The sequence below is a fragment of the Vibrio gallaecicus genome, assembly GCF_024347495.1.
In the GTDB taxonomy this organism is placed as follows: Bacteria; Pseudomonadota; Gammaproteobacteria; order Enterobacterales; family Vibrionaceae; genus Vibrio; species Vibrio gallaecicus.
Map to the genome: position 1 here is coordinate 463,897 of NZ_AP025490.1, position 22,565 is coordinate 486,461.

Annotated in this window: 22 protein-coding genes and 8 tRNA genes; 8 read left to right on the top strand and 22 right to left on the bottom strand. The window is 42.0% G+C overall.

All coding sequences use genetic code 11. From position 1 onward, the window contains the following. The first annotated feature begins 55 nt into the window (after positions 1-55). A complete protein-coding gene (glmS, locus tag OCU78_RS02030) occupies positions 56-1,888 on the top strand; it encodes a glutamine--fructose-6-phosphate transaminase (isomerizing) (protein WP_137374449.1) in 1,833 nt (610 codons plus the stop codon). Between the two features lie 331 nt (positions 1,889-2,219). Here the strand turns inward: glmS and OCU78_RS02035 are convergent. From OCU78_RS02035 to rpsU, 5 genes are all read right to left on the bottom strand, one after another. Next, a tRNA-Ile gene (locus OCU78_RS02035) sits at positions 2,220-2,295 on the bottom strand. Between the two features lie 184 nt (positions 2,296-2,479). Further along, a complete protein-coding gene (rpoD, locus tag OCU78_RS02040; RefSeq protein WP_137374450.1) occupies positions 2,480-4,327 on the bottom strand; it encodes an RNA polymerase sigma factor RpoD in 1,848 nt (615 codons plus the stop codon). 98 nt (positions 4,328-4,425) lie between these two features. Beyond that, the gene (gene dnaG / locus OCU78_RS02045; protein WP_137374451.1) at positions 4,426-6,177 is read right to left on the bottom strand and encodes a DNA primase; all 1,752 of its coding nucleotides are present in this window, start codon (positions 6,175-6,177) and stop codon (positions 4,426-4,428) included. A gap of 131 nt (positions 6,178-6,308) precedes the next feature. Next, positions 6,309-6,752 carry a GatB/YqeY domain-containing protein gene (locus OCU78_RS02050; protein WP_137374452.1) on the bottom strand — a complete coding sequence of 148 codons (444 nt, stop codon included), beginning with the start codon at positions 6,750-6,752 and terminating at the stop codon, positions 6,309-6,311. 25 nt (positions 6,753-6,777) lie between these two features. Beyond that, a complete protein-coding gene (gene rpsU / locus OCU78_RS02055; protein WP_004396009.1) occupies positions 6,778-6,993 on the bottom strand; it encodes a 30S ribosomal protein S21 in 216 nt (71 codons plus the stop codon). A 257-nt stretch (positions 6,994-7,250) separates the two neighbouring features. On the opposite strand from rpsU, the gene tsaD reads away from it, so the two are divergent. Both tsaD and OCU78_RS02065 read left to right on the top strand, forming a co-directional pair. Beyond that, positions 7,251-8,267 (top strand): tRNA (adenosine(37)-N6)-threonylcarbamoyltransferase complex transferase subunit TsaD, encoded by a 1,017-nt coding sequence (gene tsaD, locus OCU78_RS02060; protein ID WP_137374453.1) that lies wholly within the window; start codon positions 7,251-7,253, stop codon positions 8,265-8,267. Between the two features lie 111 nt (positions 8,268-8,378). Then, entirely contained in the window at positions 8,379-9,194 is an 816-nt protein-coding gene (locus OCU78_RS02065; protein WP_137374454.1) for an alpha/beta fold hydrolase, read from the top strand. Positions 9,195-9,339: 145 nt separating this feature from the next. On the opposite strand, the gene plsY is transcribed toward OCU78_RS02065, so the two are convergent. Beyond that, positions 9,340-9,936 (bottom strand): glycerol-3-phosphate 1-O-acyltransferase PlsY, encoded by a 597-nt coding sequence (gene plsY, locus OCU78_RS02070; RefSeq protein WP_137374455.1) that lies wholly within the window; start codon positions 9,934-9,936, stop codon positions 9,340-9,342. Between the two features lie 160 nt (positions 9,937-10,096). Here plsY and folB point away from each other — a divergent pair, with 160 nt between their 5' ends. From folB to OCU78_RS02085, 3 genes are read left to right on the top strand one after another with little or no spacing between them, the layout of a single operon-like run. After that, entirely contained in the window at positions 10,097-10,456 is a 360-nt protein-coding gene (gene folB, locus OCU78_RS02075) for a dihydroneopterin aldolase (RefSeq protein WP_137374456.1), read from the top strand. Beyond that, the gene (gene folK / locus OCU78_RS02080; RefSeq protein WP_137374457.1) at positions 10,453-10,935 is read left to right on the top strand and encodes a 2-amino-4-hydroxy-6-hydroxymethyldihydropteridine diphosphokinase; all 483 of its coding nucleotides are present in this window, start codon (positions 10,453-10,455) and stop codon (positions 10,933-10,935) included. The genes folB and folK overlap by 4 nt, the downstream gene beginning before the upstream one ends. 14 nt (positions 10,936-10,949) lie before the next feature. After that, positions 10,950-11,756: an undecaprenyl-diphosphate phosphatase gene (locus tag OCU78_RS02085; protein ID WP_137374458.1), complete on the top strand. Its 807-nt coding sequence runs from the start codon at positions 10,950-10,952 to the stop codon at positions 11,754-11,756. Between the two features lie 190 nt (positions 11,757-11,946). On the opposite strand, the gene OCU78_RS02090 is transcribed toward OCU78_RS02085, so the two are convergent. The 11 genes from OCU78_RS02090 to mutY form a co-directional block, all read right to left on the bottom strand. Further along, complete coding sequence (locus OCU78_RS02090; RefSeq protein ID WP_137374459.1) at positions 11,947-13,572, bottom strand: methyl-accepting chemotaxis protein; 1,626 nt, start codon at positions 13,570-13,572, stop codon at positions 11,947-11,949. A gap of 278 nt (positions 13,573-13,850) precedes the next feature. Beyond that, a tRNA-Asn gene (locus OCU78_RS02095) sits at positions 13,851-13,926 on the bottom strand. Between the two features lie 44 nt (positions 13,927-13,970). Further along, positions 13,971-14,046: transfer RNA gene (locus OCU78_RS02100), tRNA-Phe, on the bottom strand. Positions 14,047-14,053: 7 nt separating this feature from the next. Continuing rightward, positions 14,054-14,129: transfer RNA gene (locus OCU78_RS02105), tRNA-Thr, on the bottom strand. Positions 14,130-14,185: 56 nt separating this feature from the next. After that, positions 14,186-14,261 (bottom strand) — tRNA-Asn (locus OCU78_RS02110). Between the two features lie 35 nt (positions 14,262-14,296). Continuing rightward, positions 14,297-14,372, bottom strand: a tRNA-Phe gene (locus OCU78_RS02115). A gap of 7 nt (positions 14,373-14,379) precedes the next feature. Further along, positions 14,380-14,455, bottom strand: a tRNA-Thr gene (locus tag OCU78_RS02120). 67 nt (positions 14,456-14,522) lie between these two features. Beyond that, a tRNA-Phe gene (locus OCU78_RS02125) sits at positions 14,523-14,598 on the bottom strand. 103 nt (positions 14,599-14,701) lie between these two features. Then, positions 14,702-15,835 carry a membrane-bound lytic murein transglycosylase MltC gene (gene mltC, locus OCU78_RS02130; RefSeq protein WP_137374460.1) on the bottom strand — a complete coding sequence of 378 codons (1,134 nt, stop codon included), beginning with the start codon at positions 15,833-15,835 and terminating at the stop codon, positions 14,702-14,704. A gap of 69 nt (positions 15,836-15,904) precedes the next feature. Next, positions 15,905-16,177: an oxidative damage protection protein gene (locus tag OCU78_RS02135; RefSeq protein ID WP_137374461.1), complete on the bottom strand. Its 273-nt coding sequence runs from the start codon at positions 16,175-16,177 to the stop codon at positions 15,905-15,907. A 31-nt stretch (positions 16,178-16,208) separates the two neighbouring features. Continuing rightward, positions 16,209-17,270: an A/G-specific adenine glycosylase gene (gene mutY / locus OCU78_RS02140; protein ID WP_137374462.1), complete on the bottom strand. Its 1,062-nt coding sequence runs from the start codon at positions 17,268-17,270 to the stop codon at positions 16,209-16,211. Positions 17,271-17,436: 166 nt separating this feature from the next. On the opposite strand from mutY, the gene trmB reads away from it, so the two are divergent. Both trmB and glsB read left to right on the top strand, forming a co-directional pair. Further along, complete coding sequence (gene trmB, locus OCU78_RS02145; protein ID WP_137374463.1) at positions 17,437-18,156, top strand: tRNA (guanosine(46)-N7)-methyltransferase TrmB; 720 nt, start codon at positions 17,437-17,439, stop codon at positions 18,154-18,156. A 186-nt stretch (positions 18,157-18,342) separates the two neighbouring features. Beyond that, complete coding sequence (gene glsB / locus OCU78_RS02150; protein ID WP_137374464.1) at positions 18,343-19,263, top strand: glutaminase B; 921 nt, start codon at positions 18,343-18,345, stop codon at positions 19,261-19,263. Positions 19,264-19,319: 56 nt separating this feature from the next. Here glsB and hemW read toward each other — a convergent pair whose 3' ends face one another. The 5 genes from hemW to OCU78_RS02175 form a co-directional block, all read right to left on the bottom strand. After that, a complete protein-coding gene (gene hemW / locus OCU78_RS02155; protein WP_137374465.1) occupies positions 19,320-20,510 on the bottom strand; it encodes a radical SAM family heme chaperone HemW in 1,191 nt (396 codons plus the stop codon). After that, positions 20,510-21,109 carry an XTP/dITP diphosphatase gene (locus OCU78_RS02160; protein WP_137374466.1) on the bottom strand — a complete coding sequence of 200 codons (600 nt, stop codon included), beginning with the start codon at positions 21,107-21,109 and terminating at the stop codon, positions 20,510-20,512. Before OCU78_RS02160 ends, hemW begins: the two co-directional genes overlap by 1 nt. 50 nt (positions 21,110-21,159) lie before the next feature. Further along, positions 21,160-21,591 carry a DUF4426 domain-containing protein gene (locus OCU78_RS02165; protein WP_137374467.1) on the bottom strand — a complete coding sequence of 144 codons (432 nt, stop codon included), beginning with the start codon at positions 21,589-21,591 and terminating at the stop codon, positions 21,160-21,162. A 29-nt stretch (positions 21,592-21,620) separates the two neighbouring features. Next, positions 21,621-21,911 (bottom strand): DUF167 family protein YggU, encoded by a 291-nt coding sequence (gene yggU, locus OCU78_RS02170; RefSeq protein ID WP_137374468.1) that lies wholly within the window; start codon positions 21,909-21,911, stop codon positions 21,621-21,623. A 64-nt stretch (positions 21,912-21,975) separates the two neighbouring features. Then, positions 21,976-22,533, bottom strand: coding sequence for a YggT family protein (locus OCU78_RS02175; protein WP_137374469.1), 558 nt, complete (start codon positions 22,531-22,533; stop codon positions 21,976-21,978). Positions 22,534-22,565 lie beyond the last annotated feature (32 nt).

Below are 22,565 nucleotides of genomic sequence, written 5' to 3' on the forward strand. Positions count from 1 at the left end.
GATATAGCCTTTGCTTGCTGCTGTAGGAATAACCAAAAATTAATGGAGTATAACCATGTGTGGAATAGTCGGTGCTGTAGCACAACGTGATGTCGCTGAAATTTTAGTAGAAGGCTTACGTCGTTTAGAATACCGCGGATACGATTCAGCAGGTGTAGCGGTTGTTGATTCTGATAATAACCTGACTCGCGTGCGTCGTTTGGGTAAAGTGCAAGAGCTTGCTGATGCAGTAAATTCTCAAGATGTTATTGGTGGTACAGGTATCGCTCATACACGCTGGGCTACACACGGGGAGCCATCTGAAGCGAACGCACACCCACACATGTCTGGTGATATCGCTGTTGTACATAATGGTATTATCGAAAACCACGAAGCACTGCGAGCTATGCTGCAAGAGCGTGGCTACGTATTTACTTCACAAACTGATACTGAAGTTATTGCTCACTTAGTTGAATGGGAACTTCGTACTTCAGCTTCTTTGGTTGAAGCGCTACAGAAAACAGCAACACAATTAGAAGGTGCATACGGTACCGTAGCTGTAGATCGCAAAGATCCAAGCCGCGTTGTTGTTGCTCGCTCTGGTAGCCCTATTGTTATTGGTTTTGGTGTGGGTGAAAATTTCCTAGCATCTGACCAACTTGCACTTTTAAGTGTAACTCGTCGTTTCATGTACTTAGAAGAAGGTGATGTTGCTGAGGTGACTCGCCGTGACGTGACAGTATTTGATGTAGCGGGCGAGCGTGTTGAGCGTGAAATCGTTGAGTCAAATGCAGAACATGACGCAGGTGATAAAGGTAAATACCGTCACTTCATGCAGAAAGAGATCTTTGAACAGCCAACGGCGCTAATCAACACTGTGGAAGGTCGTATTTCTGACACTTCTGTTATCACTAACGCAATTGGTGTTAAAGCTGAAGAGATCCTAAGTAAGGTTGAACACGTGCAGATCATCGCGTGTGGTACATCTTACAACTCTGGTATGGCAGCACGTTACTGGTTTGAGTCTCTAGCTGGCGTAAGCTGTGACGTAGAGATTGCCTCTGAGTTCCGTTACCGTGATTTCGTTGTTCGCCCGAACAGCCTTTTAGTGACTCTGTCTCAGTCTGGTGAAACCGCTGATACACTTGCTGCGCTTCGTCTTGCAAAAGAGAAGGGTTACATGTCTGCAATGACTATCTGTAACGTTGCAGGATCTTCGTTGGTTCGTGAATCTGATTTTGCTTTCATGACTCGTGCAGGAACTGAGATCGGTGTTGCTTCAACTAAAGCCTTCACAACACAGCTAGCGGCTATGCTGATGATGGTAACGTCAATTGGTCGCCTGCAAGGTCGTATCAATGAAGAGAAAGAAGCTGAGATCGTTCAAGCACTTCATCAACTTCCTGCTGATATCGAGAAAGCACTAGCGTTTGATAAAGAGATTGAAGCACTGGCACCAGATTTTGCTGATAAGCACCACACTCTGTTTTTGGGTCGTGGCGAGTTCTACCCAATCGCGATGGAAGCATCTCTTAAATTGAAAGAGATCTCTTACATTCACGCAGAAGCATACGCTGCTGGTGAGCTTAAGCACGGTCCTTTGGCTCTTATTGATGCAGACATGCCAGTAGTTGTTATTGCACCAAGCAACGATTTGCTAGAGAAGCTGAAATCGAACGTTGAAGAAGTACGTGCTCGTGGCGGTTTACTTTACGTATTCGCTGATGAAGATGCAGGCTTTGAAAGTGATGAGAATATGAAGATCATCAAGATGCCTCATGTGAATGAAGTAACCGCACCTATCTACTACACGGTACCAATGCAATTGCTGTCTTATCATGTAGCTTTGATTAAAGGTACTGATGTCGATCAGCCTCGTAACTTAGCGAAAGCTGTAACAGTAGAATAATATCCATTGTAAATGCAAAGGTGTCTATTCATTGTTCTATGTAATATTGCATTTATTTGTGGTGTTAAATAATTTATTGGTCACAGCTTATGGAATTTTCAATTTGAATAAAGCCTAGAGCTGCTAACTTTATAGATGCAGGTAATCAACTACTAATAAAGTCGATACCACCTTTGCTTTTTGCTGACTGGAATAAACGAGAGCCTAAGTGCTCTCGTTTTTTTATTTCTAATCTAGTTAGTTTCGAGTATGGATATTGTCATACAGTCGAATGTCGACCTTAGAAAAGCAAAAAGCCAGAGCAGCGTAAACTGTTCTGGCTTTTTTAATTTGGTGGCCCCTCCCAGATTTGAACTGGGGACCGAACGATTATGAGTCGTGCGCTCTAACCACTGAGCTAAGGGGCCGATAGGGGATAGATTATAGGGGATGCTTTTTACTGTGTCTAGCTTCGATATAGCTGTTATAGAGACAAATTGTACGGATCGCGATTATATATTAACCACTTAAATCAGTGGGATACAAAAAAGGTGAGCCAGTGCTCACCTTTTGTATTTTATGATTAAAAGTTAATCACACTTTAATCTGTAATTATTCGTCTAAGAAGCTACGCAGAGTTTCTGAACGGCTTGGGTGACGAAGCTTACGAAGTGCTTTAGCCTCAATCTGACGGATACGTTCACGAGTAACGTCGAACTGTTTACCAACCTCTTCTAGAGTGTGGTCTGTGTTCATATCGATACCAAAACGCATACGCAGTACTTTTGCTTCACGAGGTGTTAGACCTGCAAGAACGTCTTTAGTTGCGCCACGTAGACTGGTTGCTGTCGCTGAGTCTAGTGGAAGCTCTAGAGTTGTATCTTCAATGAAGTCACCTAGGTGCGAATCTTCGTCATCACCGATTGGTGTTTCCATTGAGATTGGCTCTTTAGCGATTTTCAGTACTTTACGAATCTTGTCTTCAGGCATCTGCATGCGTTCAGCAAGTTCTTCCGGTAGTGGTTCACGACCCATCTCTTGTAGCATTTGACGAGAGATACGGTTTAGTTTGTTGATCGTTTCGATCATGTGAACCGGAATACGGATAGTACGAGCTTGGTCGGCAATCGAACGAGTGATTGCTTGACGGATCCACCACGTAGCGTAAGTTGAGAACTTGTAACCACGACGGTATTCAAACTTATCTACAGCTTTCATCAGACCGATGTTACCTTCTTGGATTAGATCCAGGAATTGTAGACCACGGTTTGTGTACTTCTTAGCAATCGAGATTACTAGACGTAAGTTAGCTTCAACCATTTCTTTCTTTGCACGGCGAGCTTTTGCTTCACCGATAGACATACGACGGCTAATATCTTTAATACTTTGAACTGTTAAAGATGTTTCACGTTCAATAATGTCTAGCTTTTGAATAGAACGACGGATGTCATGCTCATTACGTCTGATTTTTTCAGCGTATGGTTTATCTGAAGCTAATACTTCATCCAACCATGCTTCGCTAGATTCGTTGCCTGTAAATAGTGCAATGAAAGATTTCTTCGGCATTTTGCCGTACTCAACAGTTTGACGCATGATTAAGCGTTCTTGAGTACGTACACGATCCATTGAAGTTCGAAGTTGGGTTACTAGGTAATCAAATTGCTTCGGCGTTAGACGGAACTCTTTGAAAACGTCTTGCATCATTGTTGTTGCAAGTACTGCTTTCGGGCTGTCATTGCCGTATTCATTGATTGCAAGCTGACGATTTTGGTAGCTAGTGCGTAAAGCAGTAAACTTCTCAAGAGCAAGTTCAGGGTCGATACCTGTGTCTTCTTCTTCCTCTTCCTCGTCGTCGCCTTCTTTGTTTTCGCCGTCTTCATCTTTTAGATCAGTTTCAGCAAGTTCAGAACCGATGTGAGTCGCAGTTGGTGCTGCAGTGCCATCATCATCAGGGTCAACGAAGCCGTTGATTAGGTCAGTTAAGCGTAACTCTTCAGCCTGAACCTTGTCGAACTGCTCCAAGATGTATGGAATAGTGCCAGGGTATTCAGCAACTGAAAGCTGAACTTGGTTAATACCATCTTCGATACGCTTAGCGATATCGATTTCGCCTTCACGAGTTAGTAGCTCAACAGTACCCATTTCACGCATGTACATGCGGACAGGGTCAGTTGTACGACCAATTTCGTTTTCTACGCTTGATAGAGCTGCGGCAGCAGCTTCAGCTGCATCTTCATCTATATTGGTATCGTCATCATTCAGAGCAAGATCATCAGCATCAGGAGCAGTTTCAACTACTTTAATACCCATGTCATTGATCATCTGAATAATGTCTTCTACCTGTTCAGAATCAACAATTTCTGCAGGTAGGTGGTCGTTTACTTCGGCGTAGGTCAGATAGCCTTGTTCCTTGCCTTTAATAACAAGTAATTTTAGCTGTGACTGCGGATTTTGATCCATAGATGATATCCAACTTCAGGTCTGGTGAAGGACGTTGCATTCTTGATGCAAACCATAAATTCTAACAAATTGATTGATTTCTGACTAACCAAGTAGGGTTACGCTTTTAAATCTAGCATAAGTGCTAGCAGCTCCCTTTTTTCTTCGGCTGATAAACCGATGCTTCTTGCTTTAGCTTGTAGATTTTCAATTTGTTTTTCCACGCACTGGGCAAGTATATTGTCCAATGAGTCTAAAAATATATCTTCTTGATTGTCTTCATCGAGGGGGATCTCCCAACTCGCAAGACGAGACAGAAGTGCCTCATTTTTACTATCGCGCCAATGTTCTAATAATTGACCCGTGTTGATATGGGGATTCGAACGACACTTATCAAGTACTTCTGTTAATAAACTTAACCCTGGGAGAGTAAGCTCTTTCACACTTGATAAATCCGGTACCATATCAGCATAGCTCGGATTTTGAATAAGCAAAGCAATAACCTCTCGCATTGGTGTTCGCTTCAACTCTTTATGAGGTTGAGGCTTGTTACCTTGGCTGTGATTTCTTGCTCTTCTTAGTTGGTTATCAAAACCGGTTCTTTCATCCAGTAATTTCTCCAGTAATTCTTGGAAATAACTGTCTGGAATTTTATTTATCATGGCACTGGCATGAGCTCGCAGTGCTGACTTCCCTTCATTTGTTCCTAGATTAAGCTGGTGTAGCTCAATCAAGTTATCAAATAAATAGGTAGAAAGCGGAGTCGCATTTTGAACTAAGTGTTCAAACGCATCTTTCCCGTTTTCTCTTATATAACTGTCTGGGTCTTCACCATCAGGCAAAAACAAAAACTTCAAAGTATTACCTGTTTTAAGGTATTCCAGTGAGTTCTCTAGTGCGCGCCATGCGGCTTCTTTACCTGCTCGGTCACCATCGTAACAGCTCACCACGGTATTCGTTTGGCGAAATAGCATTTGAACATGATCACCAGTAGTGGATGTGCCTAATGATGCGACCGAATAATCTACACCATATTGAGCAAGCGCGACTACATCCATATAGCCTTCAACGACTAATATTTGAGGCGGTTCACGATATGCTTGTAAGACTTCGTAAAGCCCGTATAGCTCTTTGCCTTTATGAAAAATCGGTGTTTCAGGTGAGTTAAGATATTTAGGTGTACCATCACCCAATACTCGCCCACCAAAGCCAATCGCGCGACCACGTCGATCTCTGATTGGGAACATCACCCGACCACGGAAACGGTCGTATCGGTTGCCTTTGTCGTTTTCAATTAACATGCCGCCAGTGACGAGCATATCTTGAGCATCTTTCTGCTGACCAAAATTCTTTCGAACTAAGTCCCATTCATCAGCGACATAACCGATACCAAACTTCTGGACAATTTCGCCTGATAAACCACGGTTCTTGAGATACTCAATCGCAGGTTTATTGGCAGACAGTTTCAATTGAGAACGATAAAACTGGCTAATCCCTTCCATTAAATCATAGAGATTGCGCTTTTGTTCTGAATTAGCTCTGGGTGCAGTTGTGATCGCACCACTGCGCTGTTCTCGAGGGACTTCTAATCCGAGATATGAAGCCAGCTCTTCTATTGCTTCCACAAAGTCTAAGCGTTCGAATTCCATGATGAAATCGATAGCATTACCGTGTACGCCACAACCAAAACAGTGGTAAAACTGCTTTTCTTGGCTGACGCTAAACGATGGTGTTTTTTCGTTATGGAAAGGGCAACAAGCACCGTAGTTTTTGCCTTTTTTCTTAAGTTTTACGCGTGCGTCAACGATGTCGACTATATCAAGACGTGCAAGGAGATCATCAATGAAACTGCGAGGGATGTGTCCTGCCATAAAACCTTAGAAAAAAGCACTAACTAGAGGAGTAGATAATAGTTAGGTATTAGTGAAAATTGAATAGGCTATAGATACAAACAAGCCGTGCTTTCCAAAGGATTACACGGCTTGCTGCAATTTTTATGGGATTAAGCGAGTTTAGAACGAACTAAACCACTAACTTTACCCATATCTGCACGCCCTTGAATTTGTGGTTTCAAGATAGCCATTACTTTACCCATGTCTTGCATGCCCGCAGGGTTAGATTCTGTGATTGCGCTATCAACTAGAGCAGACACTTCATCTTCCGTTAACGGTTGAGGCATAAAGCCTTCAAGTACAGTAATTTCTGCTTTCTCCACATCAGCCAAATCTTGACGATTAGCTGATTCATATTGGGTAACAGAATCGCGACGTTGTTTAACCATTTTTACTAGCACTGCAAGAATGTCGTCGTCGGTCAGAGTGATCCGCTCGTCAACTTCACGTTGCTTAATTGCTGATAGGGCTAAACGAATAGTACCAAGGCGCGGTTTGTCCTTGGCTTTCATCGCTAATTTTTGCTCGTCTTTGAGTTTTTCAATTAGAGCCATAACTCAGTCCTTATGGATTAAGTTATTAGTACAGGCGAACGCGACGTGCGTTTTCGCGAGCTAGCTTCTTAGCGTGACGCTTTTGAGCTGCTGCTTTAGCGCGTTTGCGAACTGTAGTTGGTTTTTCGTAATGCTCACGACGACGCACTTCAGAAAGGATACCTGCTTTTTCACAAGAGCGCTTGAAACGACGTAGTGCAACGTCGAACGGTTCGTTTTCACGTACTTTAACTATTGGCATATGCCTTTCACCTCAGGGGTTATTCATTATCGCTGGTTACTCATTTCCAAATCAGAGAAGTTACCCATCGAGCTAACTCTCTTTTATGTTTGGTCTCTAACCAGCTTGATCAAAAATGGTGCGGAATTTTAATCCGATCACAGTGGCTTTGTAAAGCACTTTGTCGATTATAGTCTGTACAATATTTGTTTGAAGAGCTTAGGCAGGGTAATATTGCGCTAATTTCCCATTTTAGACGAAAGCGTGCCGAGAAAATTATGCGCATTATTGGTATTGAAACCTCTTGTGATGAAACAGGAATCGCGATTTATGATGATGAGCAGGGGCTGCTTTCTCATCAATTATATAGCCAAGTAAAGCTGCATGCCGACTATGGCGGTGTTGTGCCTGAGCTGGCATCACGTGACCACGTGAAAAAGACCATTCCACTGATTAAAGCAGCTTTAGCGGAAGCAAACTTAACATCAAAAGATATTGATGGCGTGGCTTATACAGCTGGTCCTGGTTTGGTTGGCGCACTGCTGGTTGGTGCAACAATTGGCCGCAGTATTGCTTACGCTTGGGGCGTACCAGCTGTACCAGTTCACCACATGGAAGGTCACCTGCTTGCTCCTATGCTAGAAGATAATCCACCACCGTTCCCATTTGTGGCTCTGCTGGTTTCTGGCGGTCATACTATGATGGTGGAAGTTAAAGGGATCGGCGAATATAAGATCCTTGGTGAATCGATTGATGATGCGGCGGGTGAAGCCTTTGATAAAACGGCTAAGCTAATGGGGCTAGATTACCCAGGTGGACCATTGCTGTCTCGCCTTGCTGAAAAAGGCACGCCTGGTCGATTTAAATTTCCACGTCCAATGACAGATCGCCCTGGCTTAGACATGAGTTTTTCTGGTCTTAAAACATTTGCTGCAAATACCATTCGAGCAAATGATGACGATGAGCAAACTCGTGCTGATATTGCTTATGCATTCCAAGAAGCAGTATGTGGAACCTTAGTAATCAAGTGTAAGCGCGCATTGGCACAGACAGGCATGAAACGTATAGTGATTGCTGGTGGTGTAAGTGCAAATAAGCAGTTACGTGTTGAGCTTGAAGCGCTTGCCAATAAAATTGGTGGTGAGGTGTATTACCCGCGTACTGAGTTCTGTACAGATAATGGGGCGATGATCGCTTATGCAGGAATGCAACGCCTTAAAAATGGCGAAGTGGCGGATTTATCAGTACACGCTACACCTCGCTGGCCTATTGACCAGCTTGAACCGGTGGCATAACAGTTTGAACTTTTACTGATGTATTATTTACTGACGTATTAATGTTCACGTATTTCTAAACGGTCGCTTTTATAGCGACCGTTTTGTTAGGTAAAGAAAGTAGGAAGAGAAATGGAAAAGTTTACGATAGACAATCATACAATGACTTATATCGACCAAGGTGAGGGACCCGTTTTAGTCTTAGGGCATAGCTACCTTTGGGATAGCAAAATGTGGCAGCCTCAGATTGAAGCTCTTAGTCAATCCTATCGTTGTATTGTACCTGACTTATGGTCTCATGGTTCTTCGGAAGCAGCCCCTACGGCCATGCGTAATTTAAAAGATTACGCACAGCATATTCTGTCATTATTGGATCATTTAGGGATCCAAGATTTTTCTATTATCGGTTTATCTGTTGGTGGTATGTGGGGTGCGGAGTTAGCCGCGTTAGCGCCTTCTCGTGTTAAATCTTTAGTGCTGATGGATACGTTTGTGGGCCTAGAACCAGAAGTTGCTCATGCAAAATATTTTGAAATGCTAGGTGGTATTGAACAACTGAAATCGGTTCCTCAACCTATTGTTGATGCTGTTGTTCCATTATTTTTTGCTAATGATGCACAAACAGATAACCCTGAGTTGGTTGGTGATTTTGCTCAAACTCTATCTAAAATACAGGGTGAGCATGCTGAGCAAATTGCACGAATTGGGCGCATGGTCTTTGGTCGAAGAGATCTCATTGATACTGTTGAACAGTTTGCTTTGCCAGTTCTGGTGGCTGTTGGTCAAGAAGATAAGCCGAGACCAGTATTAGAGTCTTACTTAATGCATGATTGCATTACAGGGAGTGAGCTTGTGCAAATTCCCAAAGCTGGGCATATCAGTAACTTAGAGCGGCCAGAGTTTGTGACTAAGATGCTCGAAACATTCTTAGCTAAAGTTTATGGCTAGAGTCGTTATCTGACCAATCATCTTGATTACTTGAATGTGATTACAGGTAATAAAAATCAGTTTAGTCTTGTTGATTCATTGGCTTCAATCATTAACTCATGTTGAAGGTTTACTTCTTGCAAGTTAATAGCCAAATGATCATGTGCTAAGCTGATTTTTTTTGTCCAATTTTTGGTTCGCTTCCATCAATTAAACGACGAATGTTTTGGTGATGTCGCAACACAATCAAGCAGCAAAGCATAGCGACTGGCAAAGTGTACTGCGGCTTAACTAGCCATGCATAAAATGGAGCAAGCAATACGGTGACAATTGCGGCAAGAGAAGAGTAGCGAAAAATAAAAGCAATGATTAACCATGTCGCCATAATCATGCCAGTTAGATCTAACCCTATCGGAGCGATGGCTCCTAAGGCTGTTGCCACACCTTTTCCACCTTTAAAGTGAAAGAAAAGGGGATACATATGGCCTAAACAAGAAGCGATGGCGATGACGCCAAGTATTACGGCGTCAATATTTAGAAAATATCCAAGCCAAACTGGAATGGTCCCTTTCAGCATGTCACAAAGAAGTACCGATGCCGCAGCATATTTCCCCCCTATGCGCAGTACATTGGTCGCACCTGGATTATTTGAACCGACCGTTCTAGGGTCTGGCAAACGGACGACACGGCAAATTAAGACAGCACTAGAGATCGAACCCAGTAAGTAGGCTGCAATAATCATAATGAGTGCTAAAGGGGTCATGTTTGTCCTTAAACAGGCTAATAAGTCTTAACGCTTGGAAAGTAACGCATTATTTAAGAGTCAATGCTTTATCCAAGAGTAATTGATATCATATCTGGAATCCTGTAAATAATACGTTTTTTTCCCTCATTTGGGTATCCGACCTCTAAAAGGACAAGTCATGGCTCTGGATAAAGTTTTCATTGAACAGTTAGAAGTAATCACAACAATTGGTGTCTACGATTGGGAGCAAGAAATTAAGCAAAAGCTTGTTCTTGATATTGAAATGGCGCATGACAACCGACCTGCAGGTAAAAGTGACGATGTGGTTGATGCTCTTGATTACTCGAAAGTCAGTACTTTGGTATTAGATCATATTGAAAATGGCCGATTCCTGCTGGTTGAGCGTGTGGCGGAAGAAGTTGCAGAGTTAATCATGGATCAATTTTCAGTACCTTGGATCAAAATCCGCTTAGCGAAACCAGGAGCCGTACCACAAGCAAAAGCCGTTGGTGTTGTAATTGAACGAGGTCAAGCATGACACTCACCTATGTTGGTGTCGGAACTAACATAGACAGAGATAAGCATGCCAAAGCGGCGTGGGCTGAATTAAAGACTCTTGGAAGAAATCTTCGGAGTTCAACTATTTACCACTGTGATCCAGTCGGCTTTGATAGCCATGCGTTTTATAATTTCGTTATAGAACTTGAAACATCACTATCATTGACTGAATTTTCACACGAGCTGCGTAAAATTGAGTTTAAATGGGGCAGGTCGGAGAACGCGCATAAATTGCAAGATCGGACTCTTGATCTTGATATTGTGCTCTTTGGTGACGTGGTTTCCAAACATTCTCCAGAACTACCTCGAAGTGATATTTTTAAATATCCTTTTGTAACACAACCACTTTATGATCTCTGTCCTGCGAGAGTTATCCCGCAAGACGGACGAACCGTCAGTGAAATATGGCAGAAAATGGAACATTTAGATTCCTTATCTGTAGTAGACATAGAATTATAATTTAAAGGTAAGTAATGAGTTATTTTGAAGCGTTTATTTTGGCTTTGGTACAAGGCTTTACCGAATTTTTGCCGATCTCGAGTTCGGCACACTTGATTTTGCCTTCAGCGGTATTAGGTTGGGAAGATCAAGGCTTAGCATTTGATGTGGCGGTTCATGTAGGAACCTTGACTGCTGTTGTTATCTACTTCCGGAAAGAAGTTGTATCACTGCTCAGTGCGTTTTTCGCCTCTATCTTTAAAGGTGATAGAAGCAAAGAAGCGAAGCTAGCTTGGCTTATTATTCTGGCTACAATACCTGCTTGTATCTTCGGTCTTCTGATGAAAGATATCATTGAGATCTACTTACGTAGTGCATGGGTAATTGCAACGACTACCATCGTCTTTGGTTTGTTGCTGTGGTGGGTAGATAAGAACGCTTCATTACGTGATGATGAATATCAAGCGGGTTGGAAGAAAGCTTTGTTTATTGGTCTAGCTCAGGCTATGGCTATTATCCCTGGTACATCTCGTTCAGGCGCGACAATTACTGCAGCTCTTTACCTCGGCTTTACTCGTGAAGCTGCAGCCCGTTTCTCGTTCCTGATGTCAATTCCAATCATTACACTTGCTGGTGGTTATTTAGGCTTAAAGCTCGTGACTAGTGGTGAGGTGATTGACGCAGGTGTACTTCTGGCGGGTATCGTCGTTTCATTCATTAGTGCGTATATCTGTATCCACTTCTTCTTGAAGCTTATTTCGCGTATGGGCATGACACCGTTTGTGATATACCGACTGCTACTCGGTATTGGTTTGTTCGCCTTTTTGATTAGTACTCAGTAATTAGTTTTTAGTAAGAAAGCCAGCTCCTCAAAGGATTAGAGCTTGCTCTAAAATGAATAAAACAAAAAGACCTCACTAGAAATGGTGAGGTCTTTTTGTTTATGGTGGATTATTGAAGTAGGTTAGCCGACCTTAGTCATTTAATTGGTCGGCATAATTCAGGACCGATGTAATTTAAATCACAAGAGCATTAATGCTTCACTTCAAATCGATTGACCCAATTTTCAAGTTCATTTGAAAGTGAAGTTAGGGTTTGAGTACTGTTATGGCTTTCTGTCACTACATCACTTAGTTGATTACCACTTTCTTCAATCATATTAATTCGTTTTGAAATATCATCACTTACTTGCGTCTGTTCCGCTGCTGCAGTCGCTATTTGGTGGCTCATGGATGAGATGGACTCAAGAGCATTAACAATCTGTTGTAGAGCTTCTGAAGCGTTTTGAGACTCGGTCACAGTGCTTTGACTGGTTTCTGCGCATACACCCATAGTATGAATTGCGTTTCTTGAACCTTCTTGAAGGTTATTGATCATCAGCTGAATTTCTTTGGTACTGGCTTGGGTTCGACCCGCTAGGTTTCGAACCTCATCAGCAACAACTGCAAAGCCTCGACCTTGTTCACCAGCTCTTGCTGCTTCAATTGCCGCATTTAGTGCGAGTAGGTTAGTTTGCTCGGCAATGTCACCAATTACATCAAGCACTTTTACTATGTTATTTACGTCATTACCTAAATCAGCAACAGCATCACTCGCTGTGTTGAGCTGGCTTGCCAGTCCTTGAATATTATCCACGGTGTTATGAATTAGCTGCTGAGTATGTTGGCTTTGTTTATCCGCTTCATCTGTATTTCTAGCGGTATCACCAGCAGAGTCTGCAACATTATTAGCTGAAGATGCCATCTCAGTCATTGCTGTAGCAATCATTTCAGTGGATTGTTGCTGTGTATCCGTAAGCTGAGCAATTGAACCAGCACGAGATTCAACACTGTGTAATTCAGAGCGTAGAGCAAGCATTGATGTGTTTAGGTTTGAAACGAGATCGGCAAGAGATAAACTCATCTGTTGCACCGCTTGGTAGATACTCCCTGGTACCGCTTCTGTATCGAAAGATGTTTGTATCTTACCTTGAGCTACCGCTTGTACTGCTTCACGTACATCTTTAGGTTCACCACCTAGCAAAGCAAGCATGCGTTTAATTGAAATGATTAAGCTGGTTAAGATAACCCCTGCAATCACTAAGCAGAGAAATAGCTGCCATTGTGCGGTAGACCAAAAACGTGCATTCACTTCATTAAAACCAATGCCTGTACCTACGACCCAGCCCCAGTGCGGTGTTTTTTCAGCGATGGATAACTTTTCTTCAATGCTTCCGTCTGGCTGCTTCTGTGTCCATGTATATTCAACAATCTGACCAGTTCTGTTACCTAATACTCTTTGTATTAGTTGCCCGACGCTGTTTCCATCACCATCTTTAAAATCATTAAAGCTGGTGCCATGCAATTGTGGATCTAGCGGGGTAGCGACAAAAGTCATGTTTTCATCTGCTACATAAACATATTCATTGTCTTTATAAATGTTATTGCGGAGCAGTCGAGTCGCCAGTTGTTTTGCTTGTTCTTCTTCTAGGGTGCCATCAATAGTCATTTTCTCAACTTCAGTTAAGATGCTATACGCACTTTTAAAGAGTTCCGTTACTCGGGCTTTGTTGTCCATGTCACTTGCAACTCGTAAAGTCCAAAGTCCTGTAGCGGTTAATACAAGTAACGCAGCCAGTATTACAGTGGACAATAGGTAAGCTTGTGTCTTTAATTTCATACATCCTCACACAGCGATAAATTAGAAAATATCATTTATAGTAATTATTCATTAAATCTTAATCTAAGTAGTGTAGTCGCTAATATGAGGAATGCTCTAAAGTATGATGAAGATTAAATTTACGATGCAAAAAAAGTAAAATGTGATGGTTAATTGGGTTTTATATAATAGATGGCGGGCGTTTGTGAGGTGAGTCGATTTAAAAAGGTGTTGGGGATTAGGAATGTTACTGTGTTCAGAATGCAAAAAAGCCGCATCATTGATGCGGCTTTTTAAATTGGCTCCCCTTGCAAGACTTGAACTTGCGACATACGGATTAACAGTCCGCCGTTCTACCAACTGAACTAAAGGGGAATTGTTTGTTTAACTATTCTTATGAATAACTAAATTACAAATTATGGTGCCTCGAGGCGGAATCGAACCACCGACACGAGGATTTTCAATCCTCTGCTCTACCGACTGAGCTATCGAGGCAAAAGAATGGTGCCGACTACCGGAGTCGAACTGGTGACCTACTGATTACAAGTCAGTTGCTCTACCTACTGAGCTAAGTCGGCACACTATATTCTTATGCTTTGTGAGTATAAGTTTAATCTAAACTCATTCTCGAATGTGGCTCCCCTTGCAAGACTTGAACTTGCGACATACGGATTAACAGTCCGCCGTTCTACCAACTGAACTAAAGGGGAATTATTTGCCTTAACATAAGTTAAGAACCAAATAATGGTGCCCGGAGGCGGAATCGAACCACCGACACGAGGATTTTCAATCCTCTGCTCTACCGACTGAGCTATCCGGGCAAAAGAATGGTGCCGACTACCGGAGTCGAACTGGTGACCTACTGATTACAAGTCAGTTGCTCTACCTACTGAGCTAAGTCGGCACACTAAATTCTTTTATTTTTTGTCCGTGTTTTACTTTAAAAGTATCAGCACCAACAAAACAAATTGTGGTGCCCGGAGGCGGAATCGAACCACCGACACGAGGATTTTCAATCCTCTGCTCTACCGACTGAGCTATCCGGGCAACGGGGCGCTATTAAAAGGCTTTTCCGTATTTTCGTCAACACCTTTTTTTGAAAATATTTAAAAAAAGGTGTGTTCGTTGTTTTTTTATTCAAAAGTAGGCGTTAAGTTTTGCCAGAGTTAAAGTCTTTCTTGAATTTTGTTACTTTTTCTAAGTACCTACGTGATTCTTTATTGGGGTGTTTCTTAGTTAACGCCCAATATGCTTGGTTTGGTTGTAAGGCATTTAAGTCATTCATCGCACGCTTTCGGTTACTGCTGAATGTATTTAATACGCCCCCAGTGCCGCCGTTATAAGCGGAAATCATACTGTACTCGAGTGTTGTAGGGTGTTTCACATCTTTTAAATAACGATTTTTTAAGATGTAAAAATAGGCAGTGCCGGTGTCTATATTGGTTTCAGGGTTAAATAAATATTCCGGTGTTGGTTCACCTGGTTTATTTTTTACCAATTTAAATACGTCACGTCCCGCTGTTTTCGGTACGACTTGCATTAAGCCATAGGCATTAGCCCAACTTACCGCATATGGATTAAAGCTGCTTTCTGTTTTGATGATCGCATAGATCAGGTCTTCTGGAATGTCGTATTTTCTCGAGGCACGTCTTACTATGTCGGCGTATTTATAACTTCGTTTAATGGCATGATCTTCCACCATTGGGATTTCAACATAATATGATTTCTTGAAATCGACTTCTTTAGTTTTTAGATTATTGGCGATGAGGTAATCGGCAAATCGATTAGCTCGCCATGTCCACTGAATTGGCTTTTGCTCTTGATCAACCACTTGATTATAAAGGAAAGGCTGACCTTCTAAAGTGATGCTTTTAGACGAAAATAGATCAACGTTCGCAGGATCATCAGGCGTAAGAAGCGTTGTCATGATCGCATTCTTAAGATGTTTTTTAGGCTCGGTTGGAGAAACTGTTTCAACAAGGATAGTACCTTTGGTGAAATTAACTTCAGAACGACTCAAGTAATTATCTATATATTTCACATAGTTACTTTTACCTGCCATTTTTATTTCTTTAGAGCCCCAGCGTTTTTGAATATTGCCGGAAAAGCTATTGATGAGAGAGTCTAAAGCTGCAGTATCTTTTTCAAATTGACCTGGAAGTTCAGCTAAGTTGCCAGCGAAGCGGTTGGTTGGCTCATAATTGACGTCGTATAAACCTTCAATAAATTCTCTGCTGCATCCTGTGAGTAGCATTGCTGCTAAGAAGTAACCAAGCTTTTTCATAGACCCTCATATAAAAATGACATCATAACCAAGGGTATGATGTCATTAAATTTTATCTAAATAAATGTCTTATTCGCTTGGTGGAGTGTAACCATCAATAACGACTTCTTTACCTTCAAAAAGAAAGTTAACCATTTCAGTTTCTAGAAGCTTTCTGTGCTCTGGATCCATCATGTTAAGTTTCTTTTCGTTAATTAGCATGGTTTGCTTGCTTTGCCATTGAGCCCAAGCTTCTTTAGAAATGTTGTCAAAAATACGTTTACCCAAATCGCCTGGGTAAAGTTGAAAATCTAGGCCTTCAGCGTCTTTTTGTAATCGAGTACAAAATACAGTACGGCTCATAATGAATCCTTATTATCGCGTTATGTTGGTATTAAACGCATGTGTCTAGTTCGAATGGAAGGCTTTCTAACAGCTGTTTTACTGGAGCCGCTAAGCCAATTTCTTCTGGTTGAGATAAGTTATACCAGAGACCTTTTGTCCCTTCCATTATCAAATCAGGTTGTTTAGTTAATTTAACCAATACAGGGGTGATATCTAAATGGTAGTGACTAAAGGTGTGCCTAAATGCAATCAAGGTTTCGTTTGATTGTATATTTTGTTCTTGAATAGATCTGAGATCTAATTGGTGTTCAATTTCAGCAGTCTCATTTTGAGGGAAGCAAAATAGCCCTCCCCAAATACCTGATTGAGGTCTCTGTTCAAGCCAAACCTGATTATCGTGATAAAGCATCACAAACCAAGTCTCCTTTGCTGGCTTCTCTTTTTTAGGTTTTTTCCCTGGGAAATCGAGCTGCTTATCCAATTTGTTGGCTTCACACATAGTGCTGACAGGGCATAACGAGCATTTGGGTTTAGTTCGAGTACATACAAGCGCGCCCATATCCATCATGGCTTGATTGTATTTATCGACATCCTTACGAGGAGTGTGCTGCTCTGCATATTCCCAAAGTTTGTTTTCTACTTTTTTTTGCCCTGGCCACCCTTCAACAATGAAGTTGCGAGCCAAAGTGCGTTTCACATTGCCATCTAAAATTGCATGAGGGAGCTTGTGAACAGATGAAAGAACCGCCGCCGCAGTAGAGCGTCCAACGCCAGGTAGATCATTCATTTGTTCTAAGTCTTTAGGGAACTCTCCACCATATTGTTCAGCAACTATTTTTGCTGCTTTATGTAAATTTCGCGCTCGGGCGTAATAGCCAAGCCCTGTCCAAAGATGGAGGACTTCATCTTGTTCTGCATTTGCAAGGTCGATGACGGTCGGAAAACGCGCTAAAAAACGTTCGTAATAAGGAATCACTGTTGTCACTTGCGTCTGCTGTAACATGATTTCAGATAACCAAACGGTGTAGGCGCTTTTGTTTTTTTGCCAAGGCAGTTCTTTACGCCCATAGGCGTCATACCACTTTAAAATGGCGCTTGCGAAAGGAGTCACGGCTTGCTCAATGCTTTGCTATTATTAGAGGTGAAATTGCACCACACTTAGCGTTGGATGTAAAACAGACAAATTGTGTGGGAATTTATCCACGGAAAGACTTGCACCGAAGGCATTTCTTTGGATAATCCCCGCTTTGATTAATCAATGTGCAGGCAAAAAATCAATGAGTGAAGTGACCACTAACGAATATACTGAAGACGGCAAACTGGTTCGTAAGATACGCAGTTTTGTTCGCCGCGAAGGCCGTTTAACTAAAGGTCAAGAAAATGCGATGAATGAATGCTGGCCAACAATGGGCATCGACTACAACCCAGAGCTTCTTAATTGGAAAGAAGTATTTGGTAACGATAACCCTGTTGTACTAGAGATTGGCTTCGGTATGGGTGCATCACTGGTTGAAATGGCAAAGAATTCACCAGAAAAGAATTTCCTAGGTATTGAAGTACATAGCCCTGGTGTGGGTGCCTGTTTAGGTACAGCTCGCGATGCGGGTGTTACTAACCTTCGCGTAATGTGCCACGATGCTGTTGAAGTATTTGAGCATATGATTCCAGACAGCAGCTTACATACGCTGCAGCTGTTCTTCCCTGACCCATGGCATAAAGCTCGTCACCATAAGCGTCGTATCGTTAAAGCAGAATTTGCGGAAATGGTACGTGGTAAGCTTCAGCTTGATACTGGCATTTTCCATATGGCAACAGACTGGGAAAACTACGCAGAGCACATGATCGAAGTGATGAATGTTGCGCCTGGTTTTGAGAATATCGCTGAAGATGGTGACTATATCCCTCGCCCAGATGAACGTCCACTGACTAAATTTGAAGCTCGTGGTCACCGTTTAGGTCATGGCGTTTGGGACATTAAGTACAAGCGTACTAAGTAATTTCCGATCTCAAAGCTGTAGAGGCTAATTGACTTAGTTTTACCCCTACATTTTATGAGATTGATAAAAGCCAACATTATTGTAATGTTGGCTTTTTTGTCCTTAGGCTTTTATCAATGAATAGAGGCTTAAGGACAAAATAATGAAAACACCCCTACAAAAATAACAATATAGAAGTAAGCACTCATGAAACCCACTCAAGCTATTTTGACCGAGATATTAGAAGAAGTTCGCCCTTTAATTGGTCAGGGAAAAGTCGCGGATTATATTCCTGCATTGGCTCGTGTATCGAATCAAAAGTTGGCGATTGCGGTGTATACCAATGAAGGAGAAGTGATTCAAGCCGGTGATGCTGAAGAGGCTTTTTCTGTGCAATCTATTTCCAAAGCGCTGAGTCTTACTTTAGCTATGGTGTTGTATAAACCAGAAGAAATCTGGAAAAGAGTGGGTAAAGAGCCTTCTGGTCAGGCTTTTAATTCGATGATTCAGCTTGAGATGGAGCATGGTATCCCTCGTAATCCATTTATCAATGCTGGTGCGATAGTCGTCGCTGATTTATTACAAAGCCGCTTATCAGCTCCTAGGCACCGTTTATTGGAATTTGTGCGCCAGTTATCTGGTGATACTCATATTGTGTATGACAAAGTCGTAGCGGCTTCTGAAATGATGCACAGTGATCGAAATGCGGCTATTGCCTACTTGATGCGTTCGTTTGGTAATTTTGAGAATGATGTTATTCCTGTTCTCAATAATTATTTTCATGCCTGTGCACTTAAGATGACTTGTGTTGATCTGGCTAAGACCTTTAGCTACCTAGCAAATAAAGGAGTGTCAGTTCAAACTAAGAAAGAGATCATTACCCCCGTTCAAACCAAACAATTGAACGCTTTACTGGCGACTTGTGGTTTATATGATGGTGCAGGGGAGTTTGCTTATCGTGTCGGAATGCCAGGTAAATCAGGCGTAGGTGGCGGTATTATCGCTATCGTACCTGGTGAGATGACCATTGCAGTTTGGTCTCCTGAATTAGACCCGTCAGGGAATTCACTGGCTGGTACTCAAGCTTTAGAGCTGCTTTCTGAGCGTATTGGTCGTTCCATTTTTTAGCGGTAAGTTGTTCTTAATTAAATAAAAAAACCTCTCATGATGAGAGGTTTTTTATTTTAAGAGCCTTCATCGTCAGCCATGAAAGCTTCGAGAAGATCATTAAGGAAGAGTTTTCCTTTCTCGGTGATTTGCCAGTGTGTTGGCGTTTCATTCAAGTAGCCCAGCTCTTTTGACCAATCAATGGTTTCCTTAATTGAATCTAAACTTAGGCCTGTTGTGTCAATGAAATCTTGCTTTGGGCACGCTTCAATTAATCGAAAACGATTCATGAAAAACTCGAAAGGGCGATCATCATTTGCTACTTCAAACTCATCGGATAGATAAGGTTTGATTAAGTTCTGGTAAGCCGCAAGATAACCTCTGGGATGTTTCACTTTAGTCGTACGGATGATTCGACCATCGGTAAAACTGAGCTTACCGTGAGAACCACAGCCGATTCCTAAGTAGTCACCAAAGCGCCAATAATTTAAGTTATGTTGGCACTGGTAGTTGGGTTTGCTATACCCAGATATTTCATATTGTACATAACCAGCATCAGTGAGCTTTTGGTGACCTCTATCGAAAATATCCCAAAGGTCATCGTCATCAGGTAGTGCCGGTGTTTTGTAATAGAACATGGTATTAGGTTCTATCGTCAACTGATACCAAGATAGGTGTGGCGGATTCAGTTCGATCGCTTTATCCAAATCAGCCAATGCTTGATCAATGCTTTGATCAGGCAAACCATGCATAAGATCTAGATTGAAGCTATTTAAACCGATTTTATGTGCTAAGTGAGCGGCGTTTACTGCTTCATCTTGCCCGTGAATTCGTCCTAATCTTTCTAGCTTTTCTTGTTCAAAGCTTTGTACGCCAACTGAAATGCGAGTAACACCTGCTGTTTTATACCCAGCGAAGCGTTCAGCCTCAATGGTGCCAGGGTTCGCCTCCATGGTTATTTCGATTTCGGGTTTGAACGGAATACGTTGTTCAATACCTTGAAGTAAACGACCAATGCCTTCCGGTGAAAATAGGCTGGGAGTACCACCACCAATAAAAATGGAATGTAATGGGCGAGGCGCAACATTAAGCTGATATTTTTCGATATCAGTGTCTAAATCTTCCAGTAGCGCATCAATGTATTCACTTTCAGGAATATCAGCTTTGAGTGCATGCGAATTGAAATCACAATATGGGCATTTCTGTACGCACCATGGAATGTGCACATAAAGACTCAATGCCGGTGGTGTTAATACAGCACTTGGCATTATAGAGCTTGCTCTTTTAGCGTTTTGAATAGTGCTGTTAGCGCTTTTCCACGATGAGATAATTGCTTTTTACGAGTTGATTCAAGCTCTGCAGATGCGCAGTTATCTTCAGGAACAAAGAAGATTGGGTCGTAGCCGAATCCATTTTTACCATGCGCCTTCCTTAAAATTCGACCTTCCCATTTACCGTGGCAAACAATTGGTGTTGGATCGTTTGCATGGCGCATCAGTACTAAAACACAATGAAAGCGCGCAGTACGCTTTGCTTCTTCTACGCCTTGCATCGCATCTAGCAGCTTTTCTAAGTTTTGCTGGTCAGATGCATCTTCGCCTGCATAACGAGCTGAATAAATACCAGGAGCTCCTTGAAGAAAATCGACTTCTAAGCCTGAATCGTCAGCAATAGCAGGTAGCCCGGTTTCTTGTGCAGCGTGGCGAGCTTTGATAATTGCATTTTCAATGAAAGTTGTGCCTGTTTCTGCAACTTCAGAAACGTTAAATTCACTTTGTGCTGTTACGTCGAAACCAAAATCAGACAGAAGATCTGCCATTTCACGTACTTTACCTTGGTTGCCTGTTGCTAGAACGATTTTACTCATGGTCGGATAACTCTAATAAATGGGTTGTGGAAGAAGCTTTTAGTTAAAGCTTAGTCTTCTGTGTAGAATTTTTGGGTGAATCGTAATGGACCCGCGCCTTTTATCCCAGCATTAACATCAATAGTGAAGGTGATATTTTCTTCGTGAGTAATTGGGAATTCAGTTAGGTAGTAAATGGCATCACCTTCTTTAATTTCTCTGAAGGTTAATTTACGTGTGTTACCGACTAAGTTTTTTGCCGTGCCAGATACTTTTGCTGTGGTTGCTGGTTTACCCAACGCTGAGTTATCTAGAATACTGATGTTTAGAACCGCAGAGTAGCCATTTCGTTTTAGTTGATACTGTTTGGCGACTTCCGCAGATAAGAAAGTGGAATTGAATGCTGAATAGTGAACCTCAACATCTTTAATGTTTTTAAATTGACCAGCCCAAGTAGGGAAGGCGATGACGCTGATAAGTAGTGCTGTTATCCATAAACGCATATTGGCTCCAAAAATATAGCAAAAAGCCATCACAGGATGGCTTTGATTTCATTAGGGATTTGGTTAGGTGAGCAGATTCGAACTTGCTTGTGCCTACCTAACTCTCCCTTTTCAATTTTAATAAGCCCTTTAGCTACCTTAAATTGTTTCGCTAGATATTTTGCTAAATGAGCATTGGCTTTGCCATCGACAGGTGGAGCTGTAATGGCAATTTTAAGTTCATCCCCATGCAAGCCGACAATTTTATCTCGGCTTGCTTTAGGTTGGATATAGAGCCGTAAAAGAATATCGTCTTCATCAGCCCAAACTGCTTTTGGCATTGGTTAGTGCCTTAGTGTTTTAACTTAGTGCTACCTTTGGTTTGCTCAGCACCATAGGGTCTGATTATAGCTGATACCAAATAGGACCAATTAGGTCACCCATTAAGAAGTTCGCAAATTGCAGAACAATAAACAGTACCAGTACGCTTAAATCAAAACCGCCCATTGCTGGAAGAATACGACGAATTGGAGCAAGCATTGGTTCTGTCAATTGATGGAAAACATACTCGATTGGGCTGCGACCTTGACTTACCCAGCTCAGGATAGCGCGAATAAGTAGAACCCAGAAAATAAGCCCACCAGCTGCTTTAAGTAATGCAAGTAATCCAAAGATTAGGAAGCTAACATCAAATACCGCTGCGCCACCTGAAATCACTAGGTTTAGTGCCGTGAACTTCAATACACATAATACATAAGCAAATAGAATGGTTGCTACATCAAAGCTACCAATCGATGGGATGAAGCGTCGTAAAGGGGCCACAACAGGTTGTGTCGCTTTAACGATAAATTGTGAGAATGGGTTATAGAAATCTGCACGCGAGGCCTGTAACCAAATACGCAGAATGACCACCATGATGTAAAGATCAAATACGGTAGAGATCAAAAAGCTCATCGAATTCATAGAGTTTCCTTTTTCGGAGTGACTTGTGGCGA

What these genes read in the sequence shown, in the direction of transcription:
- glmS (WP_137374449.1), top strand. Translation starts at nt 56, where the DNA reads ATGTGTGGAATAGTCGGTGCTGTAGCACAACGTGATGTCGCTGAAATT.
- rpoD (WP_137374450.1), bottom strand. Translation starts at nt 4,327, where the DNA reads ATGGATCAAAATCCGCAGTCACAGCTAAAATTACTTGTTATTAAAGGC.
- dnaG (WP_137374451.1), bottom strand. Translation starts at nt 6,177, where the DNA reads ATGGCAGGACACATCCCTCGCAGTTTCATTGATGATCTCCTTGCACGT.
- OCU78_RS02050 (WP_137374452.1), bottom strand. Translation starts at nt 6,752, where the DNA reads ATGGCTCTAATTGAAAAACTCAAAGACGAGCAAAAATTAGCGATGAAA.
- rpsU (WP_004396009.1), bottom strand. Translation starts at nt 6,993, where the DNA reads ATGCCAATAGTTAAAGTACGTGAAAACGAACCGTTCGACGTTGCACTA.
- tsaD (WP_137374453.1), top strand. Translation starts at nt 7,251, where the DNA reads ATGCGCATTATTGGTATTGAAACCTCTTGTGATGAAACAGGAATCGCG.
- OCU78_RS02065 (WP_137374454.1), top strand. Translation starts at nt 8,379, where the DNA reads ATGGAAAAGTTTACGATAGACAATCATACAATGACTTATATCGACCAA.
- plsY (WP_137374455.1), bottom strand. Translation starts at nt 9,936, where the DNA reads ATGACCCCTTTAGCACTCATTATGATTATTGCAGCCTACTTACTGGGT.
- folB (WP_137374456.1), top strand. Translation starts at nt 10,097, where the DNA reads ATGGCTCTGGATAAAGTTTTCATTGAACAGTTAGAAGTAATCACAACA.
- folK (WP_137374457.1), top strand. Translation starts at nt 10,453, where the DNA reads ATGACACTCACCTATGTTGGTGTCGGAACTAACATAGACAGAGATAAG.
- OCU78_RS02085 (WP_137374458.1), top strand. Translation starts at nt 10,950, where the DNA reads ATGAGTTATTTTGAAGCGTTTATTTTGGCTTTGGTACAAGGCTTTACC.
- OCU78_RS02090 (WP_137374459.1), bottom strand. Translation starts at nt 13,572, where the DNA reads ATGAAATTAAAGACACAAGCTTACCTATTGTCCACTGTAATACTGGCT.
- mltC (WP_137374460.1), bottom strand. Translation starts at nt 15,835, where the DNA reads ATGAAAAAGCTTGGTTACTTCTTAGCAGCAATGCTACTCACAGGATGC.
- OCU78_RS02135 (WP_137374461.1), bottom strand. Translation starts at nt 16,177, where the DNA reads ATGAGCCGTACTGTATTTTGTACTCGATTACAAAAAGACGCTGAAGGC.
- trmB (WP_137374463.1), top strand. Translation starts at nt 17,437, where the DNA reads ATGAGTGAAGTGACCACTAACGAATATACTGAAGACGGCAAACTGGTT.
- glsB (WP_137374464.1), top strand. Translation starts at nt 18,343, where the DNA reads ATGAAACCCACTCAAGCTATTTTGACCGAGATATTAGAAGAAGTTCGC.
- hemW (WP_137374465.1), bottom strand. Translation starts at nt 20,510, where the DNA reads ATGCCAAGTGCTGTATTAACACCACCGGCATTGAGTCTTTATGTGCAC.
- OCU78_RS02160 (WP_137374466.1), bottom strand. Translation starts at nt 21,109, where the DNA reads ATGAGTAAAATCGTTCTAGCAACAGGCAACCAAGGTAAAGTACGTGAA.
- OCU78_RS02165 (WP_137374467.1), bottom strand. Translation starts at nt 21,591, where the DNA reads ATGCGTTTATGGATAACAGCACTACTTATCAGCGTCATCGCCTTCCCT.
- yggU (WP_137374468.1), bottom strand. Translation starts at nt 21,911, where the DNA reads ATGCCAAAAGCAGTTTGGGCTGATGAAGACGATATTCTTTTACGGCTC.
- OCU78_RS02175 (WP_137374469.1), bottom strand. Translation starts at nt 22,533, where the DNA reads ATGAATTCGATGAGCTTTTTGATCTCTACCGTATTTGATCTTTACATC.